The 17,627-nt window shown below is 65.2% G+C and carries 15 protein-coding genes, 2 tRNA genes and 1 pseudogene; 6 read left to right on the forward strand and 12 right to left on the reverse strand.

What is annotated here, in order from left to right; genetic code table 11:
* The first annotated feature begins 1 nt into the window (after position 1).
* Positions 2-262: a cell division topological specificity factor MinE gene (minE, locus tag C664_RS01005; RefSeq protein WP_004251542.1), complete on the forward strand. Its 261-nt coding sequence runs from the start codon at positions 2-4 to the stop codon at positions 260-262.
* Between the two features lie 88 nt (positions 263-350).
* Positions 351-435: transfer RNA gene (locus C664_RS01010), tRNA-Leu, on the forward strand.
* A 264-nt stretch (positions 436-699) separates the two neighbouring features.
* Here C664_RS01010 and ypfH read toward each other — a convergent pair.
* Together ypfH and C664_RS01020 are read right to left on the reverse strand one after the other, a co-directional pair.
* Positions 700-1,320: an esterase gene (gene ypfH / locus C664_RS01015; protein WP_004251544.1), complete on the reverse strand. Its 621-nt coding sequence runs from the start codon at positions 1,318-1,320 to the stop codon at positions 700-702.
* 9 nt (positions 1,321-1,329) lie between these two features.
* A complete protein-coding gene (locus C664_RS01020) occupies positions 1,330-2,157 on the reverse strand; it encodes a dioxygenase family protein (RefSeq protein WP_004251546.1) in 828 nt (275 codons plus the stop codon).
* Between the two features lie 170 nt (positions 2,158-2,327).
* On the opposite strand from C664_RS01020, the gene C664_RS01025 reads away from it, so the two are divergent.
* Positions 2,328-3,227 carry a LysR family transcriptional regulator gene (locus C664_RS01025; RefSeq protein WP_004251548.1) on the forward strand — a complete coding sequence of 300 codons (900 nt, stop codon included), beginning with the start codon at positions 2,328-2,330 and terminating at the stop codon, positions 3,225-3,227.
* Positions 3,228-3,518: 291 nt separating this feature from the next.
* Here C664_RS01025 and C664_RS01030 read toward each other — a convergent pair whose 3' ends face one another.
* Positions 3,519-4,076 carry a helix-turn-helix domain-containing protein gene (locus C664_RS01030; RefSeq protein ID WP_083483029.1) on the reverse strand — a complete coding sequence of 186 codons (558 nt, stop codon included), beginning with the start codon at positions 4,074-4,076 and terminating at the stop codon, positions 3,519-3,521.
* An 86-nt stretch (positions 4,077-4,162) separates the two neighbouring features.
* Between C664_RS01030 and C664_RS01035 the strand changes: the two are divergent.
* Both C664_RS01035 and C664_RS01040 read left to right on the forward strand, forming a co-directional pair.
* Positions 4,163-5,086 (forward strand): annotated as a pseudogene (locus tag C664_RS01035) (IS3 family transposase); the annotation flags it as partial.
* 326 nt (positions 5,087-5,412) lie between these two features.
* Positions 5,413-5,889 (forward strand): DUF1178 family protein, encoded by a 477-nt coding sequence (locus C664_RS01040; RefSeq protein WP_004251557.1) that lies wholly within the window; start codon positions 5,413-5,415, stop codon positions 5,887-5,889.
* A gap of 15 nt (positions 5,890-5,904) precedes the next feature.
* On the opposite strand, the gene C664_RS01045 is transcribed toward C664_RS01040, so the two are convergent.
* The 7 genes from C664_RS01045 to glcD form a co-directional block, all read right to left on the reverse strand.
* Positions 5,905-7,083 (reverse strand): alkaline phosphatase family protein, encoded by a 1,179-nt coding sequence (locus C664_RS01045; RefSeq protein WP_004251560.1) that lies wholly within the window; start codon positions 7,081-7,083, stop codon positions 5,905-5,907.
* A gap of 60 nt (positions 7,084-7,143) precedes the next feature.
* Positions 7,144-7,219, reverse strand: a tRNA-Gly gene (locus C664_RS01050).
* Positions 7,220-7,419: 200 nt separating this feature from the next.
* Positions 7,420-9,120, reverse strand: a complete 1,701-nt coding sequence (locus C664_RS01055) for an L-lactate permease (protein ID WP_004251563.1) — start codon at positions 9,118-9,120, stop codon at positions 7,420-7,422.
* A gap of 43 nt (positions 9,121-9,163) precedes the next feature.
* A complete protein-coding gene (locus tag C664_RS01060) occupies positions 9,164-9,568 on the reverse strand; it encodes a GlcG/HbpS family heme-binding protein (RefSeq protein ID WP_004251566.1) in 405 nt (134 codons plus the stop codon).
* A 66-nt stretch (positions 9,569-9,634) separates the two neighbouring features.
* Entirely contained in the window at positions 9,635-10,852 is a 1,218-nt protein-coding gene (gene glcF / locus C664_RS01065; protein ID WP_004251568.1) for a glycolate oxidase subunit GlcF, read from the reverse strand.
* A gap of 43 nt (positions 10,853-10,895) precedes the next feature.
* Positions 10,896-11,963: a glycolate oxidase subunit GlcE gene (gene glcE / locus C664_RS01070; RefSeq protein WP_004251571.1), complete on the reverse strand. Its 1,068-nt coding sequence runs from the start codon at positions 11,961-11,963 to the stop codon at positions 10,896-10,898.
* Complete coding sequence (gene glcD / locus C664_RS01075; protein WP_004251576.1) at positions 11,963-13,462, reverse strand: glycolate oxidase subunit GlcD; 1,500 nt, start codon at positions 13,460-13,462, stop codon at positions 11,963-11,965. Before glcD ends, glcE begins: the two co-directional genes overlap by 1 nt.
* Positions 13,463-13,698: 236 nt before the next feature.
* Between glcD and glcC the strand changes: the two genes are divergently transcribed.
* Positions 13,699-14,487, forward strand: a complete 789-nt coding sequence (gene glcC, locus C664_RS01080; RefSeq protein WP_004251579.1) for a transcriptional regulator GlcC — start codon at positions 13,699-13,701, stop codon at positions 14,485-14,487.
* Positions 14,488-14,553: 66 nt separating this feature from the next.
* Here the strand turns inward: glcC and C664_RS01085 are convergent, their stop codons facing one another.
* Positions 14,554-16,749 (reverse strand): OsmC domain/YcaO domain-containing protein, encoded by a 2,196-nt coding sequence (locus tag C664_RS01085; protein ID WP_004251582.1) that lies wholly within the window; start codon positions 16,747-16,749, stop codon positions 14,554-14,556.
* A 157-nt stretch (positions 16,750-16,906) separates the two neighbouring features.
* A complete protein-coding gene (locus C664_RS01090; RefSeq protein WP_004251586.1) occupies positions 16,907-17,626 on the reverse strand; it encodes an ABC transporter ATP-binding protein in 720 nt (239 codons plus the stop codon).
* Between the last annotated feature and the right edge of the window lies 1 nt (position 17,627).

The raw sequence follows: 17,627 nt of genomic DNA on the forward strand, positions 1-17,627 counted from the left end.
AATGTCCTTCCTTTCCAAACTGTTCGGCGAGAAGAAGAAGACCGCGGAGATCGCCAAGAACCGCCTGTCGCTGCTGATCGCCCACGAACGCGCGGGCGGCACACCAACCGCCGACTTCCTGCCTGCCCTTCAGCGTGAGCTGATCGAGGTGATCTCGAAGTACGTCGCGGTGAATCCGGAAGACATCAAGGTCCAGCTCGAGAAACAGGACAACTACGAGGTGCTCGAGGTCAACATCGTGCTGCCTGAGCAGCCGCGCTGAACCTCCTTTGCCCGATCGCCAGTGCGGCGATCGGCGGTGCTGCCTGCCGCGCCTGTGATCACCCCCATGGCGCTGTAGCGCACACCCTGCCCGGGTGATGAAATTGGTAACCATAGCGGACTTAAAATCCGCCGGCGCAAGCCTTACGGGTTCGAGTCCCGTCCCGGGTACCATTAAAAAACAACGACTTGCACGGCGCCATCGGGCTTTGGCCCGGTTTGATCGACCTTTTTGCTGCATTTTTTCTGCAATCGATCAGAGGTCGCTACACCGGCCTCCTCGTGATCGGAGCAGGGGACATGGCAAGCGTTCTGAAGCGGGCCCATTCGGGTACCAGACGATCATCGAATCGTCCCCGGTTTTCCGTACGGTCCCGTTCTTCGAACAACACCGCTGCTCGAACTCTACCGGCCAGAGCCTCCACCCAGGCAGACCACTCAACCGGCCAAAGCCTTCACGCGACTGGCAACACGCGCATCCACGCCATGCCCCAGGTTCGGGAGCAGTTCGACGGAGACGCCCCCGCCGAGCGCCCGCAACGTTTCGGCCGCCATCAGGCTGTAGCGCGGATCGATCACCTGATCCCGCTCACCGTGCAGCAGATGCACCTGCGTTTGCGCCGGCGCCACGCGCGGTGCCGAGGCAAAGCGGCCGGCGAGCGAGATGACGCGGGCAGCCAGGGTTTCAGGCAGCTGGGTCGATTCCAGCGCCATGATCGCCCCCTGCGAGAAGCCGATCAGCGTGGTGGCAGCGGCATCCACCCCTGCTCTCGCCTGCCAGTCGCGCACACAGCGCACGAACGACGGCATGGCCTCGGCAACACGCGCCGGGCGGTTTTCCTCCGTCACCCCGCGCACCGAGAACCACTGCCAGCCGCTGCCCAGGTCACTGGACTCGGGTGAGCGCACGCTGACCACCCAGGCGTCCGGGTGGGCCTCGGCGAGGAGGTGGGCAAGCGGCACCAGATCCTCGGGGCGCGAACCCACGCCATGGAACAACAGAATCGAACGGCTCGCAGGGACGGGCACGTGTTGAACGATGAGATCTTGATCGGACATGGTCGGGTCTCAGTTGGGCAGTGCGTCGTTCGCGTCGGCACCCAGTCGCGCGGGGAACTCGGCACCGAACAGGAAGGAATCCATCGACAGCACACCATGCACGATGCCACCTTCGATGACACTCGCGGGCACGGCTTGGGCGGCTGCGCCAGCGGCCACCAGCAATGGCAGGTAATGCTCGGCAGTGGGATGCGCGCGGCGGGCATGCGGTGCGATCGCGAGCGCCTGGCGCAGACGAGAGTGATCGCCCGCCAGCACTGCGTCGCGCACCCAGTGTGCGAACTCCGCCGCATAGCTTTCAGCGCGTGGATCACCGAGGCGGAACTCGTACAGGTTATGGGTCAGGCTGCCCGAGCCCACGATCAGCACGCCTTCGTCAGCCAGCGGCGCGAGCGCGCGCCCGTAATCGTAGGCACCATCGGCATCAAGCCACATCGGCAGCGACACCTGAAACACCGGGATGTCGGCCTGGGGATACAGGTGCAACAAGGGCACCCAGGCACCATGGTCGAGGCCGCGATCGGCATTCGGAGCGGCGGCCAGACCGGCCGCCTGCAGCAGCTCGAGCGCACGCCGCGCGGCAAGATGGGCGCCCTCGGCCGGGTACTGCAGCGTGTAGAGGGCAGGATCGAAGCCGCCGAAGTCGTGGATGGTTTCAGGCCGAAGCGACAGCGTGGCCTGCGGCTGGCGGGTCATCCAGTGCGGGGACATCACTAGCACAGCCTGTGGACGAGGAAGCCGACGGCCGAGCGCCGCAAGATTTGCACCGGCGAGGCCGGGGTCGAGTGCGAAGGTCGGCGCGCCGTGCGAGACAAACAGAGTGGGCAGCGTTTGCATCAGGGTCCTCCAACTGGGCGGCGATTGCTTGGGCTGACTGCCGGGTGTCGCTCGGGGCCCGGCGGGCCCGGCGATGCAAGCCGGCGCATGATCATGGGGGGCACTTTACGGCGCCCCCGGAGTGAGATAAACCGTCATCCAGGTGAGAGACTATTCCGGCAGGAGAGACAATGGACCGATTTGTCGAGATGCAGACCTTCTGCGCGGTCGTCGATGCCGGCAGCTTCGTCGGCGCGGCCGAAGCGCTCGGCTTGTCCAAGGCGGCCACCTCGCGCTATGTGGGCGAACTGGAGACGCGGCTCGGCGTGCGCCTGCTTCACCGCACGACCCGACGCCTGTCTCTGACCGAGGATGGCGAGCGCTTCTACGCTCGCAGCCGGGAATTGCTCGCCGGGCTCGAAGAAGCCGAAGCCGAGCTGCATTCGCGCGGTGGCGCGGCACGCGGCCTGTTGCGCATCAACGCGCCGGTCACCTTCGGCATTCGGCACCTCGCGTCCCTGTGGGGCCCGTTCCGCGACCTGCACCCGCAGGTGCGGCTCGAAGTGACGCTGTCGGACCGCACCGTAGACCTCGTCGAGGAAGGCTTCGATGTGGCGATCCGCATCGCCGCCCTGCCCAGTTCCACCCTCGTCTGCCGGCAACTCGCCCGCACACGCATCGTACTGTGCGCCGCCCCCGCTTATCTGGCGGCCCATGGCACGCCGGACGTCCCCGCAGACCTCGCCAGTCACACGGTCATCGCCTACAGCTACTGGTCCGGCGGTGACGAGTGGCAGTTCGACGGGCCGGACGGGCGTGTGAGCGTACGCACGCGGCCCGCCGTACACACCAACAGCGGCGACACCTGCCGCGCGATGGCGCTTGCCGGTCAGGGGGTGATCCTGCAACCGGGGTTCCTGGTCGCCGACGATCTGGCGGCAGGCTCGCTCGTAGAACTGATGCCCGCGTATCGATCCGTCGCGCTCGGCATCTATGCGCTATATCCGACGCGCAAGTTCGTTCCGCCGAAGGTGCGCGCGCTGGTCGACTTTCTCGCCGAGCGTTTTGCCGCGCCACCGCCGGGTTGGTGAGCCCCGCAGGAGACCGCTTTTGTTGCGATCAGGGAAACAGTCAATGGTCCGAACGGGGGTTTATCTCCATCACACAAGGCAATACCTTGTCATCCACGCAAGGACCAATCGAAGAAAGGAGCAAGGGCGCATGTTGATCAACGGACAGTGGGTGGAAAAGTGGCAGCCGGTGCAGGCGAGCGACGACGAGGGGCGCTTTATCCGCCAGACCTCCGGCTTTCGGCATCGCATCGGCGTGGAGAGCCCTGAAGGCTTCACACCGGAGGCCGGGCGCTACGTGCTGTACGTGGCCTACATCTGCCCGTGGGCCTGTCGCACCCTCATCGCGCTGCGGCTCAAGGGGTTGCTCGGACGGTTACCCTTGTGCAGCGCGAACTCGTCCATCACCAACCGACGCACGCCCTGCGCATCGAAAGCGCCATACCGGGTCTGCAGACGCCGATGGTCGATGCGCTTGATGGTGTGCCAGTGCAAGCCCGTGAGTTGGGCGACGTGGGCGATCGGCAGGATCTGCACCAGCGCCTCGATCCAGGCGCGTAATCGGTGTGTGATGCGCTCACCCGTGTCGAGCCAGCTCAGGCGCTCGGCCGCCCGTGCGCCACACTGGTAACAGTCGAGGCGGCGAATCGGCACATCCAGCCAGACGCGTCGATCGAACCAGTCTCGATCGCGCACCCGGCGTCGCCGGCGCTCGTGGAGCAGAACACAGTCGCTACCGCAGCGCCCACATCGCGGGCGGTGTGAGGGGTCTTCAGCGAGGGTGAGAAGGAGCGAACCGTCGGCTCGCTCCTGGCATGAATCGACGAGGCGGCCTTCCCAGAAGACCACGCCCAACATAGCATCGCACATGACGGGGAAGAGGAAGGGGATCGGTTTGTTTGGCGACTGCCAATCTACCAACCTCCGAACCGTCAACCACTACTTCCCCCAGATCGCGCGAAGAACCTAAAAAAGGCCGCCGCGTACTTTGCCAAGCAGTCCGGGTGAGGTACGCCTTCATCGACGCCCACGTGGTGCAGTATCCGGTGCGTCGCCTGTGTTCGACGCTGGCGGTCCATCCGAGCGGTTATTACGCGTGGAAGCAGCAACCCGTTTCCGAGCGCTCGGCTAATGACCAGCGCATCGGAGCGCTGATTACGCAATGCTGGGAGGCCAGCGGGCGTATCTATGGCTATCGCAAGATCCGTAACGATCTGCACGACATGGGCGAAGCGTGTGGCAAGCATCGCGTGGCGCGGCTGATGCGCTTGGCGGGCCTGCGCTCGCACACCGGCTATGGACGCCGCCCCGGTCGCTACGGTGGGCGGCCGGCGGTGGTTGCGCCGAATCTGCTCGAGCGCCAGTTTGCCCCGACAGCGCCGAACAAGAGCTGGGTGACCGATATCACTTACATCCGAACCCACGAGGGGTGGCTGTACCTGTGCGCGGTGCTCGATCTGTTCTCCCGTCAGGTCGTCGGTTGGTCGATGGGCGAACGGATGACCAAGGAACTGGCGTTGAACGCCTTGCTGATGGCGGTGTGGCGGCGCAAACCGACTGAGCAGGTGCTGGTGCATTCAGATCAGGGTAGCCAGTTCAGCAGCCACGACTGGCAAGACTTCCTGAAGTCGCACCGACTGGTGCCGAGCATGAGCCGGCGTGGCAACTGCCACGATAACGCGGTAGCGGAAAGCTTCTTCCAGCTGCTCAAGCGCGAGCGGATCAAGCGAAAGATCTACACGGATCGGGCGCAGGCTCGCTCCGATGTTTTCGATTACATCGAGCTCTTCTACAACCCACGGCGACGCCACGGTTTCACCAACCAGCTCTCGCCGGTAGAGTTCGAGCGGCAGTATTTTTTGAAGAACGGGACCGTCTAGGAAACCCGGGGCGATTCACTGTCTGGATGCGGCGCGATCGACGAGGGACAGCGCTCCCGCGCCTTGCCCAGTGGGGGGCGATTCATGCAGTCCCGCCGCTGTGGCAGAATTCGCGACCTATGAGCCAGAACCATAGGCACATCGCCCTTCTGCTTTTTTTGAAGCAGCATGGAACGCTGGCTTGAGGTCAAAACGCCCCAAGCCGAACCCAGCATCCGCAGGCCTTGCGTGATCGAGCTCCCTACCGGGCACCATTTCCGGTCCGTCGGGTCGGAACTCCTGACCCAGCCATCCACCGGGGCAAGTCCGTCCCTTTCCAAACCATCGTGATCGTCCTCGACCTCTGCTGCAACAAGGAACATCGTTTCGAAGGCTGGTTCGCCTCTGCGCACGCCTTTGAGGATCAGTGCGCCCGCCAGCTCGTGAGTTGCCCGGTGTGCGCGAGCGTGCAGGTCCGTCGCCTGCCCAGTGCCCCCTATGTGCAGACGCGTCAAGGCGCCCAGGACAAGCCGGTCTCGGAGCGCCTCCAGGCTGCCGCCACCCCCGCCGTGCCCGCCACGCCGGGCGCCGCAGCAACGGTGACACCGGAAACCGTTACTGCCGTGCTGCAGTTGCTGCGACACATGGCACGCGACGCCGATGACGTCGGCGAGCGGCTGCCCGAGGAGGCGCGTCGCATCCATTATGGTGAAGCCGAGGCGCGCAACATTCGGGGCCAGGCCTCGGCAGACGATGTCGAGGAACTCCTCGAGGAAGGGATCATGATCGTCCCCCTGCCGCCGGGCGAGGACGAGGTTCACTAGGTCCCGGGGCTCGGCTCAGGGTGTCGCCAGGACCAGCGGCACGCGCATCTCGTCCGCCGTCAAGCCGCCGTGGACGCCGATGAGCGTGAAGGGCTCCTCGCCCTCGACCTGGTCGACGATGGTCCACCCCGGCTCCATCAGCAGCACATGCGTACCCACGCGCTCCGCAAGACGCGTGTTGCGGCGTCCCGGACCGAACACGCCCGACGCGATGCAGTCCTCCCCGCGCATGACCACGGCACGTCCTGCCAGCTCGTTCCTGGCCCAGGCTTCGAACTCCTCATGGGCGCCTTCGCGGACCGCACAGAAGGCGAGGCGCCGCTCGCCAAACAGGGGCGCATCGAGCATGCGTGCCACCTCGGATTCGGGCTCGATACCCACCGTGCGCTCCGGTGCGCTGTCGATGAAGCCATGGTCGGCCGTCACCAGGATGCGCACGCCCTTTCCGCGCAGGCGCTCGCACAGGCGCGCGTACATCGCATCGATCTTATGGAAACACGCGATCGCGCGCGGCGAGCGGCAGCCGTAGGCATGGCTGATCGCATCGAAACGGGGGTAATACGCATGGACGAAGCCGCCCTGCCGCCCGACCCCTTCGACGGCACCGAGGATCTCGTCCTGTAGGCGCTCGAGCGTGTCGTAGCCTCGGACACAGGCACCGCGCGCGTGGTGACGCGAAAAGGGTGAAAAGGCGATCTGCTGCGGCGACACCATAAAGGCCGGCCGGCGCGCGTCGCGGAACATCGAGCGCTGCGTAAACAAGCGCGACGTCAGGCGCAGGGCGTGCAGCGGACCGTCGCCGCGTGCTTCAAGCGGCAGGGGTGCGATGACGCCTCCGAAGCGCCGGTCGTGAATGAACCAGCCGTTCAACCCGTGCTCCGCGGGTGAGGCACCCGTCATCAGGGTGGTCACCGCGCTCGCGGTGGTGCTCGGAAACACCGAAGTCAGCGTCACATGCCAGTCCGCGGCAAGCGCTGAGCCGCGGCCGAAGGAATCGAGGGCATGTGCGCCGAGGCCGTCGATGACGAGCAGCACGACGGTCGCCGCCTCGCCCGGCGCCACCCTGGCCACATCCAGCCCGGCATCGGTGTCATGCAGCCAGGTCCGCAGCGCGCTGGCCAGGCCATAGATTCCGCCCGGCCCGTAGTCGGGCAGCACGCAGCCGGCAGGCCAGGCGTCGGATTTCGTATCCATGTTGGCACCCCGAAAGCAAAAAGCCGGACAAGACGCTGATCTTGTCCGGCTTTCGAATTCTGGAGCGGGAAACGAGTCTCGAACTCGCGACCTCAACCTTGGCAAGGTTGCGCTCTACCAACTGAGCTATTCCCGCATTTGGACTAATCCGGCGGGTTTGATGTGGCTTTCCAGAACCATTCAAACCACGCAACGATGCGGGTTGCGGCCGTTTTGTCCGTTTCGTCGAAGGCGGTGTTCTGCGCTCGACGGGGGCGAACTATACCGGGCTTCGCCCCCTCATGCAACACCCGGGAAACACAACGTCCGATCCCGGGCGCCCACCTGTCGTAGCGCTCAGCGCGCCGCGTGGATGGGGTCGGTGATCCCCATCACGTACATCGCGATCAGGCCGATGCTGCCAGCCGCGACGACGTAGTACAGCGTCGGCAGGAGGGTCTTGCGCAGCGTCGTGCCTTCGCGGCCGAGCAGGCCTACGGTGGCCGAGGCGGCAACGACGTTGTGGATGGCGATCATGTTGCCGGCGGCGGCGCCGACCGACTGCAGTGCCACCATCATCGCGCCCGACACGCCCAGCAGGCCGGCGGTGTTGAACTGGAACTGCGACAGCATCAGGTTCGACACGGTGTTCGAGCCGGCGATGTACGCACCCAGCGCACCGACCCATGGCGCGAAGAAGGGATACACGCCCCCCACGCTGTCGGCCACGAACTGCGCCATTGCCACCGGCATCGACACCAGACCCGAAGCATTGACGCCCGAGTTGATCAGGATCCGCACCATCGGGATGGTGAAGATCAGCACGAAACCGGCGCCCAGCAGCGTACGGCTGGACTCATTCGCCGCCTTCGCCAGTTCGCGTCCGGTCATGCGATGCAGGAAGAAGGTGATCAGCACGACGACGACCAGGATGCCACCGGGCAGATACAGCGGCTCGATCGCGCCACTCACGCCCTTCTCGCCGAGGATGTCGACCCAGCCGAACTTCAGGCCGAGCAGGAAGCTCTTCAGCTCCGGGATGACACGGGTCGCCACCAGGATGGCCGCCAGCAGCAGGTAAGGCGCCCAGGCCATCGGCGTGGAGATCGGCGTCTTGCCCGCGACCTGGTCGAGCTTCATCTCGATCTTGCCCATCCATTCCGCGGGCCACTCGCTGGCGGGTGCGAAGTCCCAGTTCTGCTTGGGAAGCAGGAAGCCCTTCTTGGCCGCCGGCACGACGATGGCCAGGCCGACCAGCGCACCGATCATCGACGGGAACTCGGGGCCGAGGAAGACACCCGCGAGCATGTAGGGCACGCCGAAGGCGACAGCCGTCAGCAGCGCGAACGGCGCCACGGCAAGACCTTCCGCCCACGACTTGTTGCGGCCGAAGAAGCGCGTCATCACCATCACCATGATCAGCGGCATCAGCACGCCGACGATGGCGTGGGTGATCGCCACGCGACCGCTGATCATCATGAAGAAGGCGTCCCAGCTGCTACCCAGGCTCGCGAGCTGGGTGGTCAGGCCGCTCCGGTCCAGGCCGGCGCCGACACCAACCAGGATGGGCGTGCCCACCGCGCCGAACGACACCGGCGTCGACTGCACCATCATGCCCAGCACCACCGCGGCCAGCGCCGGGAAGCCGAGAGCGACCAGCAGCGGTGCCGCCACCGCGGCCGGCGTGCCGAAACCAGAGGCGCCCTCGATGAAGCAGCCGAACAGCCAGGCCACGATCAGCGCCTGCACGCGGCGGTCTGGGCTGATGTTGGCAAAGCCGCGGCGGATCGCGGCAATGCCGCCCGAATGCTTCAGGGTGTTGAGCAGCAGGATCGCGCCGAAGATGATCCACAGGATGCCGACCGTCAGGATCAGGCCCTGCAGGCTGGACGCGAGGACACGGTTGAAGCTCATGTCCCAAGCCCACAGCCCGATCGCAGCGGTGATCACATACACCATCGGCATCGCATAGCGTGCGGGCCAGCGGAAGCCGATCAGCAGCACGCCAGCCAGCACCAGCGGCAGGAAGGCCAGCAGTGAAAGCGTTGTTTGGTTCATTGGGGGTTCGTCTCCGTATAGTCGTTTTGCGCGCGTCTGGCGGTCAGGCCAGGGCGGCGATACCCGCACGCGCGATCTGCGCATCCTGGTCGGACTTGACGCCCGACACGCCGACCGCCCCGATCACCTGGCCCTCGACGATGACGGGGACACCGCCTTCGAGCATGCCGCTGATCTCGGGCGCCGACAGGAATGACACGCGACCGCCGTTGATCATGTCCTCGTAGAGCTTGGATTCGCGACGGCCGAGGGCTGCGGTGCGTGCCTTCTGCGGGGCGATGTAGGCGCCGATCGGTGCGCAGCCGTCCAGACGCTCAAGCGCGAGCGGATGACCGCCGTCGTCGACGACGGCGATGGTGACCGCCCATTGGTTCTTCAGCGCTTCTTCGCGCGCTGCGGAAACGATGCGCACGACATCTGAATTCGTAAGAACATATTTGGTTTGCATGAGGGGCTTCCTGTTGTGGGAATTGAGATAAAGGACGCCGGGCATCGTCTGCCCGGCGAGAGGGAGTCAGCCGATGGCTTCCTCGACGATCTCGATCCAGTGACGCACAGGCGTGCGTCCGGCGCCGTCGAGGTGGGTCTGACAGCCGATGTTGGCGGTCACGATCAGTTCGGGCTTGCCGCTCTCCAGCGCATCGAGCTTGTTGTCGCGCAGCTTGCGCGACAGTTCGGGCTGGGTCAGCGAGTAGGTCCCGGCCGAGCCGCAGCACAGGTGGCTGTCCGGGACGGGCGTGAGGTCGAACCCGAGGCGGGAGAGCACCCCTTCGACCGCACCGCCGAGCTTCTGCGCGTGCTGCTGCGTGCATGGGCAATGGAAGGCCAGGCGCTTGTCGCCACGGATGCCGAGCTTCTCCAGCGGCTCCGCGCGCAGCACCTCGACGAGGTCCTTCGCCAGCGCGCTCACGCGGGCCGCCTTGGCTGCGTAGGCCGGATCGTCGCGCAGCACGAAGCCATACTCCTTGACGAAGGCGCCGCAACCGCTGGCCGTCTGCACGATGGCCTCGGCACCCGCTTCGATGGCGGGCCACCAGGCGTCGATGTTGCGTCGTGCGCGATCGAGGCCGGTGTCCTGGGCATTGAGGTGGAAATCCACCGCGCCACAGCAACCGGCCTCGTGCGCCGGCACCACGCTGATGCCCAGGCGGTCGAGCACGCGGGCCGCGGCCGCATTGGTGTTGGGCGCAAAGCCGGGTTGCACGCAACCTTCGAGCATCAGGACCTTGCGCGCATGCTGGCTGGTCGGCCGCGGCTTGGCCGGTGACTTGTGACGCGGCAGCTTGGCAGCGAGCGACTCGGGCAGCACCGGGCGCACGGCCTCGCCGATCTGCACCAGTGTCTTGAACAGCGTCGGACGCGGCACCACGGCCCGCAGCGCAGCGCGCTGGACGACCTCGCCCAGCGGACGCGGCGCCCACTGTTCGATCGCGGTGCGGCCAATGTCGAGCAGCTTGTGGTACTGCACGCCCGACGGGCAGGTCGTTTCGCAGTTGCGGCAGGTGAGGCAGCGGTCGAGGTGCATGCGCGTGCTGGCGGAGACTTCGCCGCCCTCCAGCATCTGCTTCATCAGGTAGATGCGGCCGCGCGGGCCGTCGAGCTCGTCGCCCAGCAACTGGTAGGTCGGGCACGTGGCATTGCAGAAACCGCAATGCACGCAGGTGCGCAGCACGCTCTCGGCAATCTCGGCGCCGGGCAGCTTGCGTGCGGCTTCGCTCAGGTTGGTTTGCATGGATCGTTCTCTGGCGGATTCGGTGCGGGTTCGGAGGCGTGCATCACAGCCCGTCGTACATGCGACCGGGGTTGAAGATGCCCTGCGGATCGAGCTGCTCCTTGAGCCGGCGGTGATAGCGCATCAGCACCTCGGGCAGCGGATGCAGTGGGCTCTCCGCCGCGCCCGGCGTGAAGCAGCAGGCATGGCCACCGGCAGCCGCCGCGGCACCGCGCAAGGTGGCGGCAGCGGCGTCGGTCTTGAGCCAGCGCTGTGCGCCCCCCCAGTCGACCAGTTGCGCGCCCTCCGGCAAGCGCGGACGGCTATCGTTGGCGACCGAAATCCGCCACAGCGGTGCGGGGTTCGAGAAGAAGTCGAGCGTCTGCTCGCGCAGTGCCCCCCAGAAGGTGGCCGACACCTCTTCGCCACCGAGATGCTCGCGCGCGGCCTTCACCGAGCCCTCCCCGCCTTCGAGCCGCAGCATCAGGCCTTCGCCGTCGTGGCAGGCCGCGGTGATCGGCAGCGGCTGTTGCCCCCACTCCGCGAAGCGCACGAGCGCGGTGTCGACGTCCATCTCGAGGCGCAGCGTGAGGCTGCTGCGCGGCTTGGGCAGTACCTTGAAGGACACCTCGGTCAGCAGCCCCAGACTGCCCAGACTGCCCGCCATCAGGCGCGAGACGTCGTAACCGGCAACGTTCTTCATGACTTCGCCGCCGAAGCGCAGGTGCTTGCCATTGCCGGTGATGACACGACAGCCGAGCACGAAGTCGCGCACGGAACCCACCCACGGCCGGCGCGGACCGGACAGGCCTGCTGCGACCATGCCGCCGACCGTTGCGCCCTCGCCGAAGTACGGCGGCTCGAAAGCCAGCATCTGGCCGGATTGGTCGAGTACGGCTTCAAGTTCGGCCAGCGGCGTACCGGCACGCACCGTAACGACCAGCTCGGTCGGGTCGTAGCTGACGATGCCGCGGTGCGCGCGCGTGTCGAGCAGTGCGCCGCTCGTCGCCCGGCCATAGAATGACTTCGTCCCACCGCCCTGGATCAGGACCGGTGTGTTGGTTGCCAGCGCGGTGTAGACCTGCGCCAGCAGATCTTCGCTGCGGTCGGCGTCTCGTACTTCGATCTTCATCAGAAACGCTCCAGTTCCGGGAAGGGCATCTTGCCCTGATGCACGCGCATGGCGCCGTTCTCCGCGCAGCGGCGCAGCGTCGGAATGTTCTTGCCTGGGTTCAGCAGGGCGTGCTCGTCGAACGCCGCCTTCACCGCGTGGAAGAAGCTGAGTTCATCAACGTTGAACTGCACGCACATCTGGTTGATCTTCTCGCGGCCCACACCATGCTCGCCGGTGATCGTGCCGCCCACAGCCACGCACAGTTCGAGGATCTTGCCGCCAAGCTCCTCGGCGCGCTCCAGTGCGCCCGGCTCGTTGGCATCGAACAGGATCAGCGGGTGCATGTTGCCGTCGCCGGCGTGGAACACGTTGGCCACGCGCAGCCCGTACTGTTCGGAAAGCTCGGCCGTGCCGCGCAGCACCTTGGGCAGGTGGCGCCGGGGGATGGTGCCGTCCATGCAGTAGTAGTCTGGCGACATGCGCCCCACCGCCGGGAAGGCATTCTTGCGCCCGGCCCAGAACAGCGCGCGCTCGGCTTCGTCGCGCGCCAGGCTCACCGCGGTGGCGCCCGCCTCGTCGAGCACCGCGCGCACGCGCTCGATGTCTTCGGCCACGTCGAGCTCAACACCGTCGAGTTCGCACAACAGGATGGCCTCGGCCTCGACCGGGTAGCCGGCGTGGATGAAGTCCTCCGCGGCCTGGATCGCAAGCTTGTCCATCATCTCCAGACCGCCGGGGATGATGCCGGCGCCGATGATGTCGGCCACCGCCTTGCCCGCCGCCTCCACCGAATCGAAGCTCGCCATCAGCACGCGCGCCACGCGCGGCTTGGGCAGCAGCTTCACCGTCACCTCGGTCACGATGCCAAGCATGCCTTCCGAGCCGGTGAACAGCGCCAGGAGGTCGAAGCCCGGCGCGTCGAGCGCATCCGCACCCAGCGTGATGCGTTCGCCCTCCATCGTGAGCACCTCGATCTTCATCACGTTATGCACGGTCAGGCCGTACTTGAGGCAGTGCACGCCGCCCGCGTTCTCGGCAACGTTGCCGCCGATCGAACAGGCGATCTGCGATGAGGGATCAGGGGCGTAGTACAGCTCGTAGGGTGCGGCTGCCTGCGAGATCGCCAGGTTGCGCACACCGGGCTGGACACGCGCGTAGCGCCCCTTGGGGTTCAGTTCGAGGATGCGGTTGAAGCGCGCCATCACCAGCAGCACGCCCTGGGCCAGCGGCAGCGCGCCCCCCGACAGCCCGGTGCCCGCGCCGCGCGCCACCACCGGCACGCGCCGCGCGTGACAGATGCGCAGGATGGACTCGACCTGCTCCACCCGCTCGGGCAGCACCGCCAGCAAGGGCACCGTGCGGTAGGCGGCAAGGCCGTCGCACTCGTAGGGGCGCAGATCCTCCTCGCGGTGGAGGATCAGCAGGTCGGGCATGGCCTGGCGCAGCTCGGCAAAGAGATCGGCACGATCCACCTTGCTCAGCGGGCCATCGATTTCCTCGTTGTACAGAATGTTCATCGCGGATCCGTCCGGACGTCGTTTCGGGGGCACCACCCACTTCGCAGGTGCGAGGTGGTGGTACGACCGCGAAATCCTAAGTCCATTACCCGGACGCTCCAAGCATTCTTCTACTGGTCGTACCAGTTTTTTTGGCCTATCGTTTCATCCTCGTTACAAAAGAGTCCGTAACCGTCACGCAGTACGGACTTATCGGGTCATCAACAACCCCTCTCCGCGAAACTGGTCCGACCACTATGGAAAATGTCTCCGGAGGCCATGCCGGCGTCACCGAACGGCAGCAGGTCGCCGATATCGTCGCCGAGCGCATCGAACGCCTCATTACCGACGGCGTGCTGAAGGTGGGTCAGGCCCTGCCTTCCGAGCGTCGTCTGTGTGAAAAACTGGGCACATCGCGCTCCGCACTGCGCGAAGGGCTACGGGTACTGCGCGGACTGGGCATCATCGAGACACGGCACGGCAGCGGCTCGTTCGTCGCACGCCTGTCGGCCGAGCGCGACAACAGCCCGTTGATGCACCTGTTCAGCACGCAACCGCGCACGGTCTACGACCTGCTGGAAGTACGCGCCCTGCTCGAGAGCGAAGCGGCCCGCCTGGCCGCACTGCGCGCCACGGTCGCCGACCTCGTGTCGATCCGGCGCCGCTACGAGGACATGGTGGCCCGCGAACAGGACATCCGCGCCACCTCGGCCGAGGACCATGCCCGCCTCGACCACGACTTCCACCGCGCCATCAGCGAGGCTTCGCACAACGCCGTGCTGGTGCACACGCTGCAGTCCCTGTCGGACCTGATGCTGAGCAGCGTCTTCGCCTCGGTGAACAACCTCTACCATCGCCCTGCCCACAAGCGCCTGATCGACCGCCAGCACCACCGCCTTTACCAGGCGATCATGGATCGCCAGCCCGAACGGGCGGAACGCATCGCGCGCGAGCACATCAACAGCGTGCGGGAAAGCTTCATGGAAATCGAACAGGAGGAGCAGCGCCTGATCCGGGCGACGATGCGGCTCGAGGGGTGGAACTGAGCGCAGTGCCACCGGCATTCAGGCCTTGCGCGCGCGGCGAACACCGAAGCGCGCGAGGCCTGCAGATCAAGCCGCCATGCGGGCTCGCGCCACGTGCAGCTTCTTGTAGCTGTCGATCAGGCGCTGGTGCCTGTCGAGCCCTTCCAGCTTCATGCTCGTCGGCGTCAGGCCGAAGAAGCGCACGCTGCCATCGACCGATCCCAGCACTGCATCCATCCGCGCGTCGCCAAACATCCGGCGGAAATTGAGCTCGTAATCGTCCAGTTCCAGGTCGTCGTCCAGCAGCACCTCGAGCACCACATTCAAGGCCTGGTAAAACAGCACGCGCTCGACCGTGTTCTCGTTGTACTGCAGGAAGGCTTCCACCCGCTCCTTCGCCGCCTCGAACTGCTTCAGGGCGAGATGAATCAGCAGCTTCAGTTCCAGAATCGTCAGCTGCCCCCAGACCGTGTTCTCGTCAAACTCGATGCCGATCAGGGTGATGATGTCGGTGTATTCGTCGAGCTCGCTCTCTTCCAGGCGTTCAAGCAGCGCCTCGAGGCTGGCGTCGTCGAGGCGATGCAGGTTCAGGATATCGGCGCGGAAGGAAAGTGCCTTGTTGGTGTTGTCCCAGATCAGATCCTCGACCGGATAGATCTCCGAATAACCGGGCACCAGAATGCGGCAGGCCGTTGCGCCGAGCTGGTCATACACCGCCATGTAAACTTCCTTGCCCATCTCTTCGAGAATGCCGAACAAGGTCTCGGCTTCGTCGGCATTGGAGTTTTCGCCCTGGCCCGAGAAGTCCCATTCGACGAACGCGTAATCGGCCTTGGCGCTGAAGAAGCGCCACGACACCACGCCGCTGGAATCGATGAAGTGTTCGACGAAGTTGTTCGGCTCGGTGACCGCGCCGGTCTCGAAGGTGGGCTGAGGCAGATCGTTCAGGCCTTCGAAACTGCGCCCCTGGAGCAACTCGGTAAGACTGCGTTCCAGCGCCACCTCCAGGCTCGGATGCGCCCCGAACGAGGCAAACACGCCGCCGGTACGCGGGTTCATCAAGGTGACGGACATCACCGGAAACACCCCGCCCAGCGACGCATCCTTCACCAGCACCGGAAAGCCCTGCTTTTCCAGCGCTTCGATGCCGGCCAGAATGCCCGGATACTTCGCCAGCACTTCGGGCGGGACATCGGGCAGCGCGATTTCCCCTTCCAGAATCTCACGCTTGACCGCCCGCTCGAAGATCTCCGAAAGACATTGCACCTGCGCTTCGGCCAGCGTGTTGCCCGCGCTCATGCCATTGCTGAGATAGAGGTTGTCGATCAGGTTGGACGGGAAATACACCACCGCACCGTCCGACTGCCGAATATACGGCAGCGCGCAGATGCCGCGCTGCACGTTGCCGGAGTTGGTGTCGTACAGATGCGAGGCGCGCAACTCGCCATCGGGGTTGTAGATCGGCAGGCAGTATTCGTCGAGAATTCCCGCCGGCAACGCATCCTTGGGGCCAGGCTTGAACCAGCGCTCATTCGGGTAATGCACGAACGGCGCATTCGCAATGTCCTCTCCCCAGAATTGGTCATTGTAGAAATGATTGCAGTTCAGCCGCTCGATGTACTCCCCCAAGGCCGACGCCAGCGCACTTTCCTTGCTCGCACCCTTGCCATTGGTAAAACACATCGGCGAATGGGCGTCGCGGATATGCAGTGACCACACGTTGGGAACGAGATTGCGCCATGAAGCAATCTCGATCTTGATGCCCAGATCCGCCAGAACCTCCGACATATTGGCGATGGTCCGCTCCAGCGGCAGGTCCTTGCCGAGAATGTAGGTGCATGCGTCCGAATCCGGGTTCAGCGTCAGCAGGGCCTGTGCATCCGCATCCAGATTCTCCACTTCCTCGATCACGAACTCGGGCCCGGTCTGCACCACCTTCTTGACCGTGCAACGCTCGACCGAGCGCAAGATGCCCTGGCGGTCTGCGGCGGAAATATCCTCGGGCAGTTCGATCTGGATCTTGAAGATCTGCTTGTAGCGGTTCTCCGGGTCGACAATGTTGTTCTGCGAAAGGCGAATATTGTCTGTAGAAATACTGCGCGTTTCGCAGTACAGCTTCACGAAGTAAGCCGCGCACAATGCCGACGACGCCAGGAAGTAATCGAACGGACCTGGCGCCGAGCCATCGCCCTTGTAGCGGATGGGCTGATCGGCGATGACCGTGAAGTCATCGAACTTGGCCTCGAGACGGAGCTTGTCTAGAAAATTGACCTTGATTTCCATGGGGGAACCCTGAAACGGCGCATTCAGCGAAATGGCGGCCATTATCCCCGTTTTCACAGTGCGAAAAGCCGGAATCTCATGCGTTCAGGAATCTCCTTGTCGATGCGGTCACCCGCATGCACGGTCGCACCGTTCGGCATCGACAGCCGCCTTCCCCTCAGCCGACACTGCGCCCTTCGCCCGCCTCCTCGTGCGTCACCCCGTCGCGAATGTGATAGATCCGCTTGAAGGTCGGGATGATCTTCTCGTCATGGGTCACGACGATGATGGCGGTCTGGAACTGGGCAGCCATGTCATTCAGGATGCGCACCACCGCCATCGCCCGTGTGCTGTCGAGCGGTGCCGTCGGCTCATCAGCGAGGATCACCGGCGGGCGATTGACCAGACCGCGTGCGATCGCGACCCGCTGCTGTTCGCCGCCCGACAACTGGGCCGGCATCGCTTCGGCGCGATGCTGGATGTCGAGCGCAGTCAGCAGCGCCAGCGCCTGTGCACGCGCAGCGGCGTTGGACACACCGGCGAGCATTGGCAGCAAGGCGACGTTGTCCGTCACATTCAGGAAGGGAATCAGGTACGGCGCCTGGAACACGAAGCCGATCCTGTCCCGTCGCAAGGCGCGCAGGTCGCGCACCTTCCAGCGGTTGTCGAAGATCATGTCGTCTCCCAGCGTCATGCGTCCTGCGGTGGGATCGATGACGGCACCGAGGCACTTCAGCAAGGTGCTCTTGCCGGAGCCGGAGGGGCCGATGAGGCCGACCACTTCGCCCGGGGCGACATGCATGTTCACGCCCTTGAGCGCATCGACCGCCGTGTCGCCGTGTCCGTAGCGTTTGGTCAGACCTTCGATGAGGATGCCCCTGCCTGCGTGGATGCTCATC

This window comes from Thauera sp. 63 (assembly GCF_000310165.2).
Classification (GTDB): domain Bacteria; phylum Pseudomonadota; class Gammaproteobacteria; order Burkholderiales; family Rhodocyclaceae; genus Thauera; species Thauera humireducens.

Excerpts from the sequence above, each read along its gene's own strand:
- minE (WP_004251542.1), top strand. The coding sequence starts at position 2 with ATGTCCTTCCTTTCCAAACTGTTCGGCGAGAAGAAGAAGACCGCGGAG.
- ypfH (WP_004251544.1), bottom strand. The coding sequence starts at position 1,320 with ATGTCCGATCAAGATCTCATCGTTCAACACGTGCCCGTCCCTGCGAGC.
- C664_RS01020 (WP_004251546.1), bottom strand. The coding sequence starts at position 2,157 with ATGCAAACGCTGCCCACTCTGTTTGTCTCGCACGGCGCGCCGACCTTC.
- C664_RS01025 (WP_004251548.1), top strand. The coding sequence starts at position 2,328 with ATGGACCGATTTGTCGAGATGCAGACCTTCTGCGCGGTCGTCGATGCC.
- C664_RS01030 (WP_083483029.1), bottom strand. The coding sequence starts at position 4,076 with ATGTGCGATGCTATGTTGGGCGTGGTCTTCTGGGAAGGCCGCCTCGTC.
- C664_RS01045 (WP_004251560.1), bottom strand. The coding sequence starts at position 7,083 with ATGGATACGAAATCCGACGCCTGGCCTGCCGGCTGCGTGCTGCCCGAC.
- C664_RS01055 (WP_004251563.1), bottom strand. The coding sequence starts at position 9,120 with ATGAACCAAACAACGCTTTCACTGCTGGCCTTCCTGCCGCTGGTGCTG.
- C664_RS01060 (WP_004251566.1), bottom strand. The coding sequence starts at position 9,568 with ATGCAAACCAAATATGTTCTTACGAATTCAGATGTCGTGCGCATCGTT.
- glcF (WP_004251568.1), bottom strand. The coding sequence starts at position 10,852 with ATGCAAACCAACCTGAGCGAAGCCGCACGCAAGCTGCCCGGCGCCGAG.
- glcE (WP_004251571.1), bottom strand. The coding sequence starts at position 11,963 with ATGAAGATCGAAGTACGAGACGCCGACCGCAGCGAAGATCTGCTGGCG.
- glcD (WP_004251576.1), bottom strand. The coding sequence starts at position 13,462 with ATGAACATTCTGTACAACGAGGAAATCGATGGCCCGCTGAGCAAGGTG.
- glcC (WP_004251579.1), top strand. The coding sequence starts at position 13,699 with ATGGAAAATGTCTCCGGAGGCCATGCCGGCGTCACCGAACGGCAGCAG.
- C664_RS01085 (WP_004251582.1), bottom strand. The coding sequence starts at position 16,749 with ATGGAAATCAAGGTCAATTTTCTAGACAAGCTCCGTCTCGAGGCCAAG.
- C664_RS01090 (WP_004251586.1), bottom strand. The coding sequence starts at position 17,626 with ATGAGCATCCACGCAGGCAGGGGCATCCTCATCGAAGGTCTGACCAAA.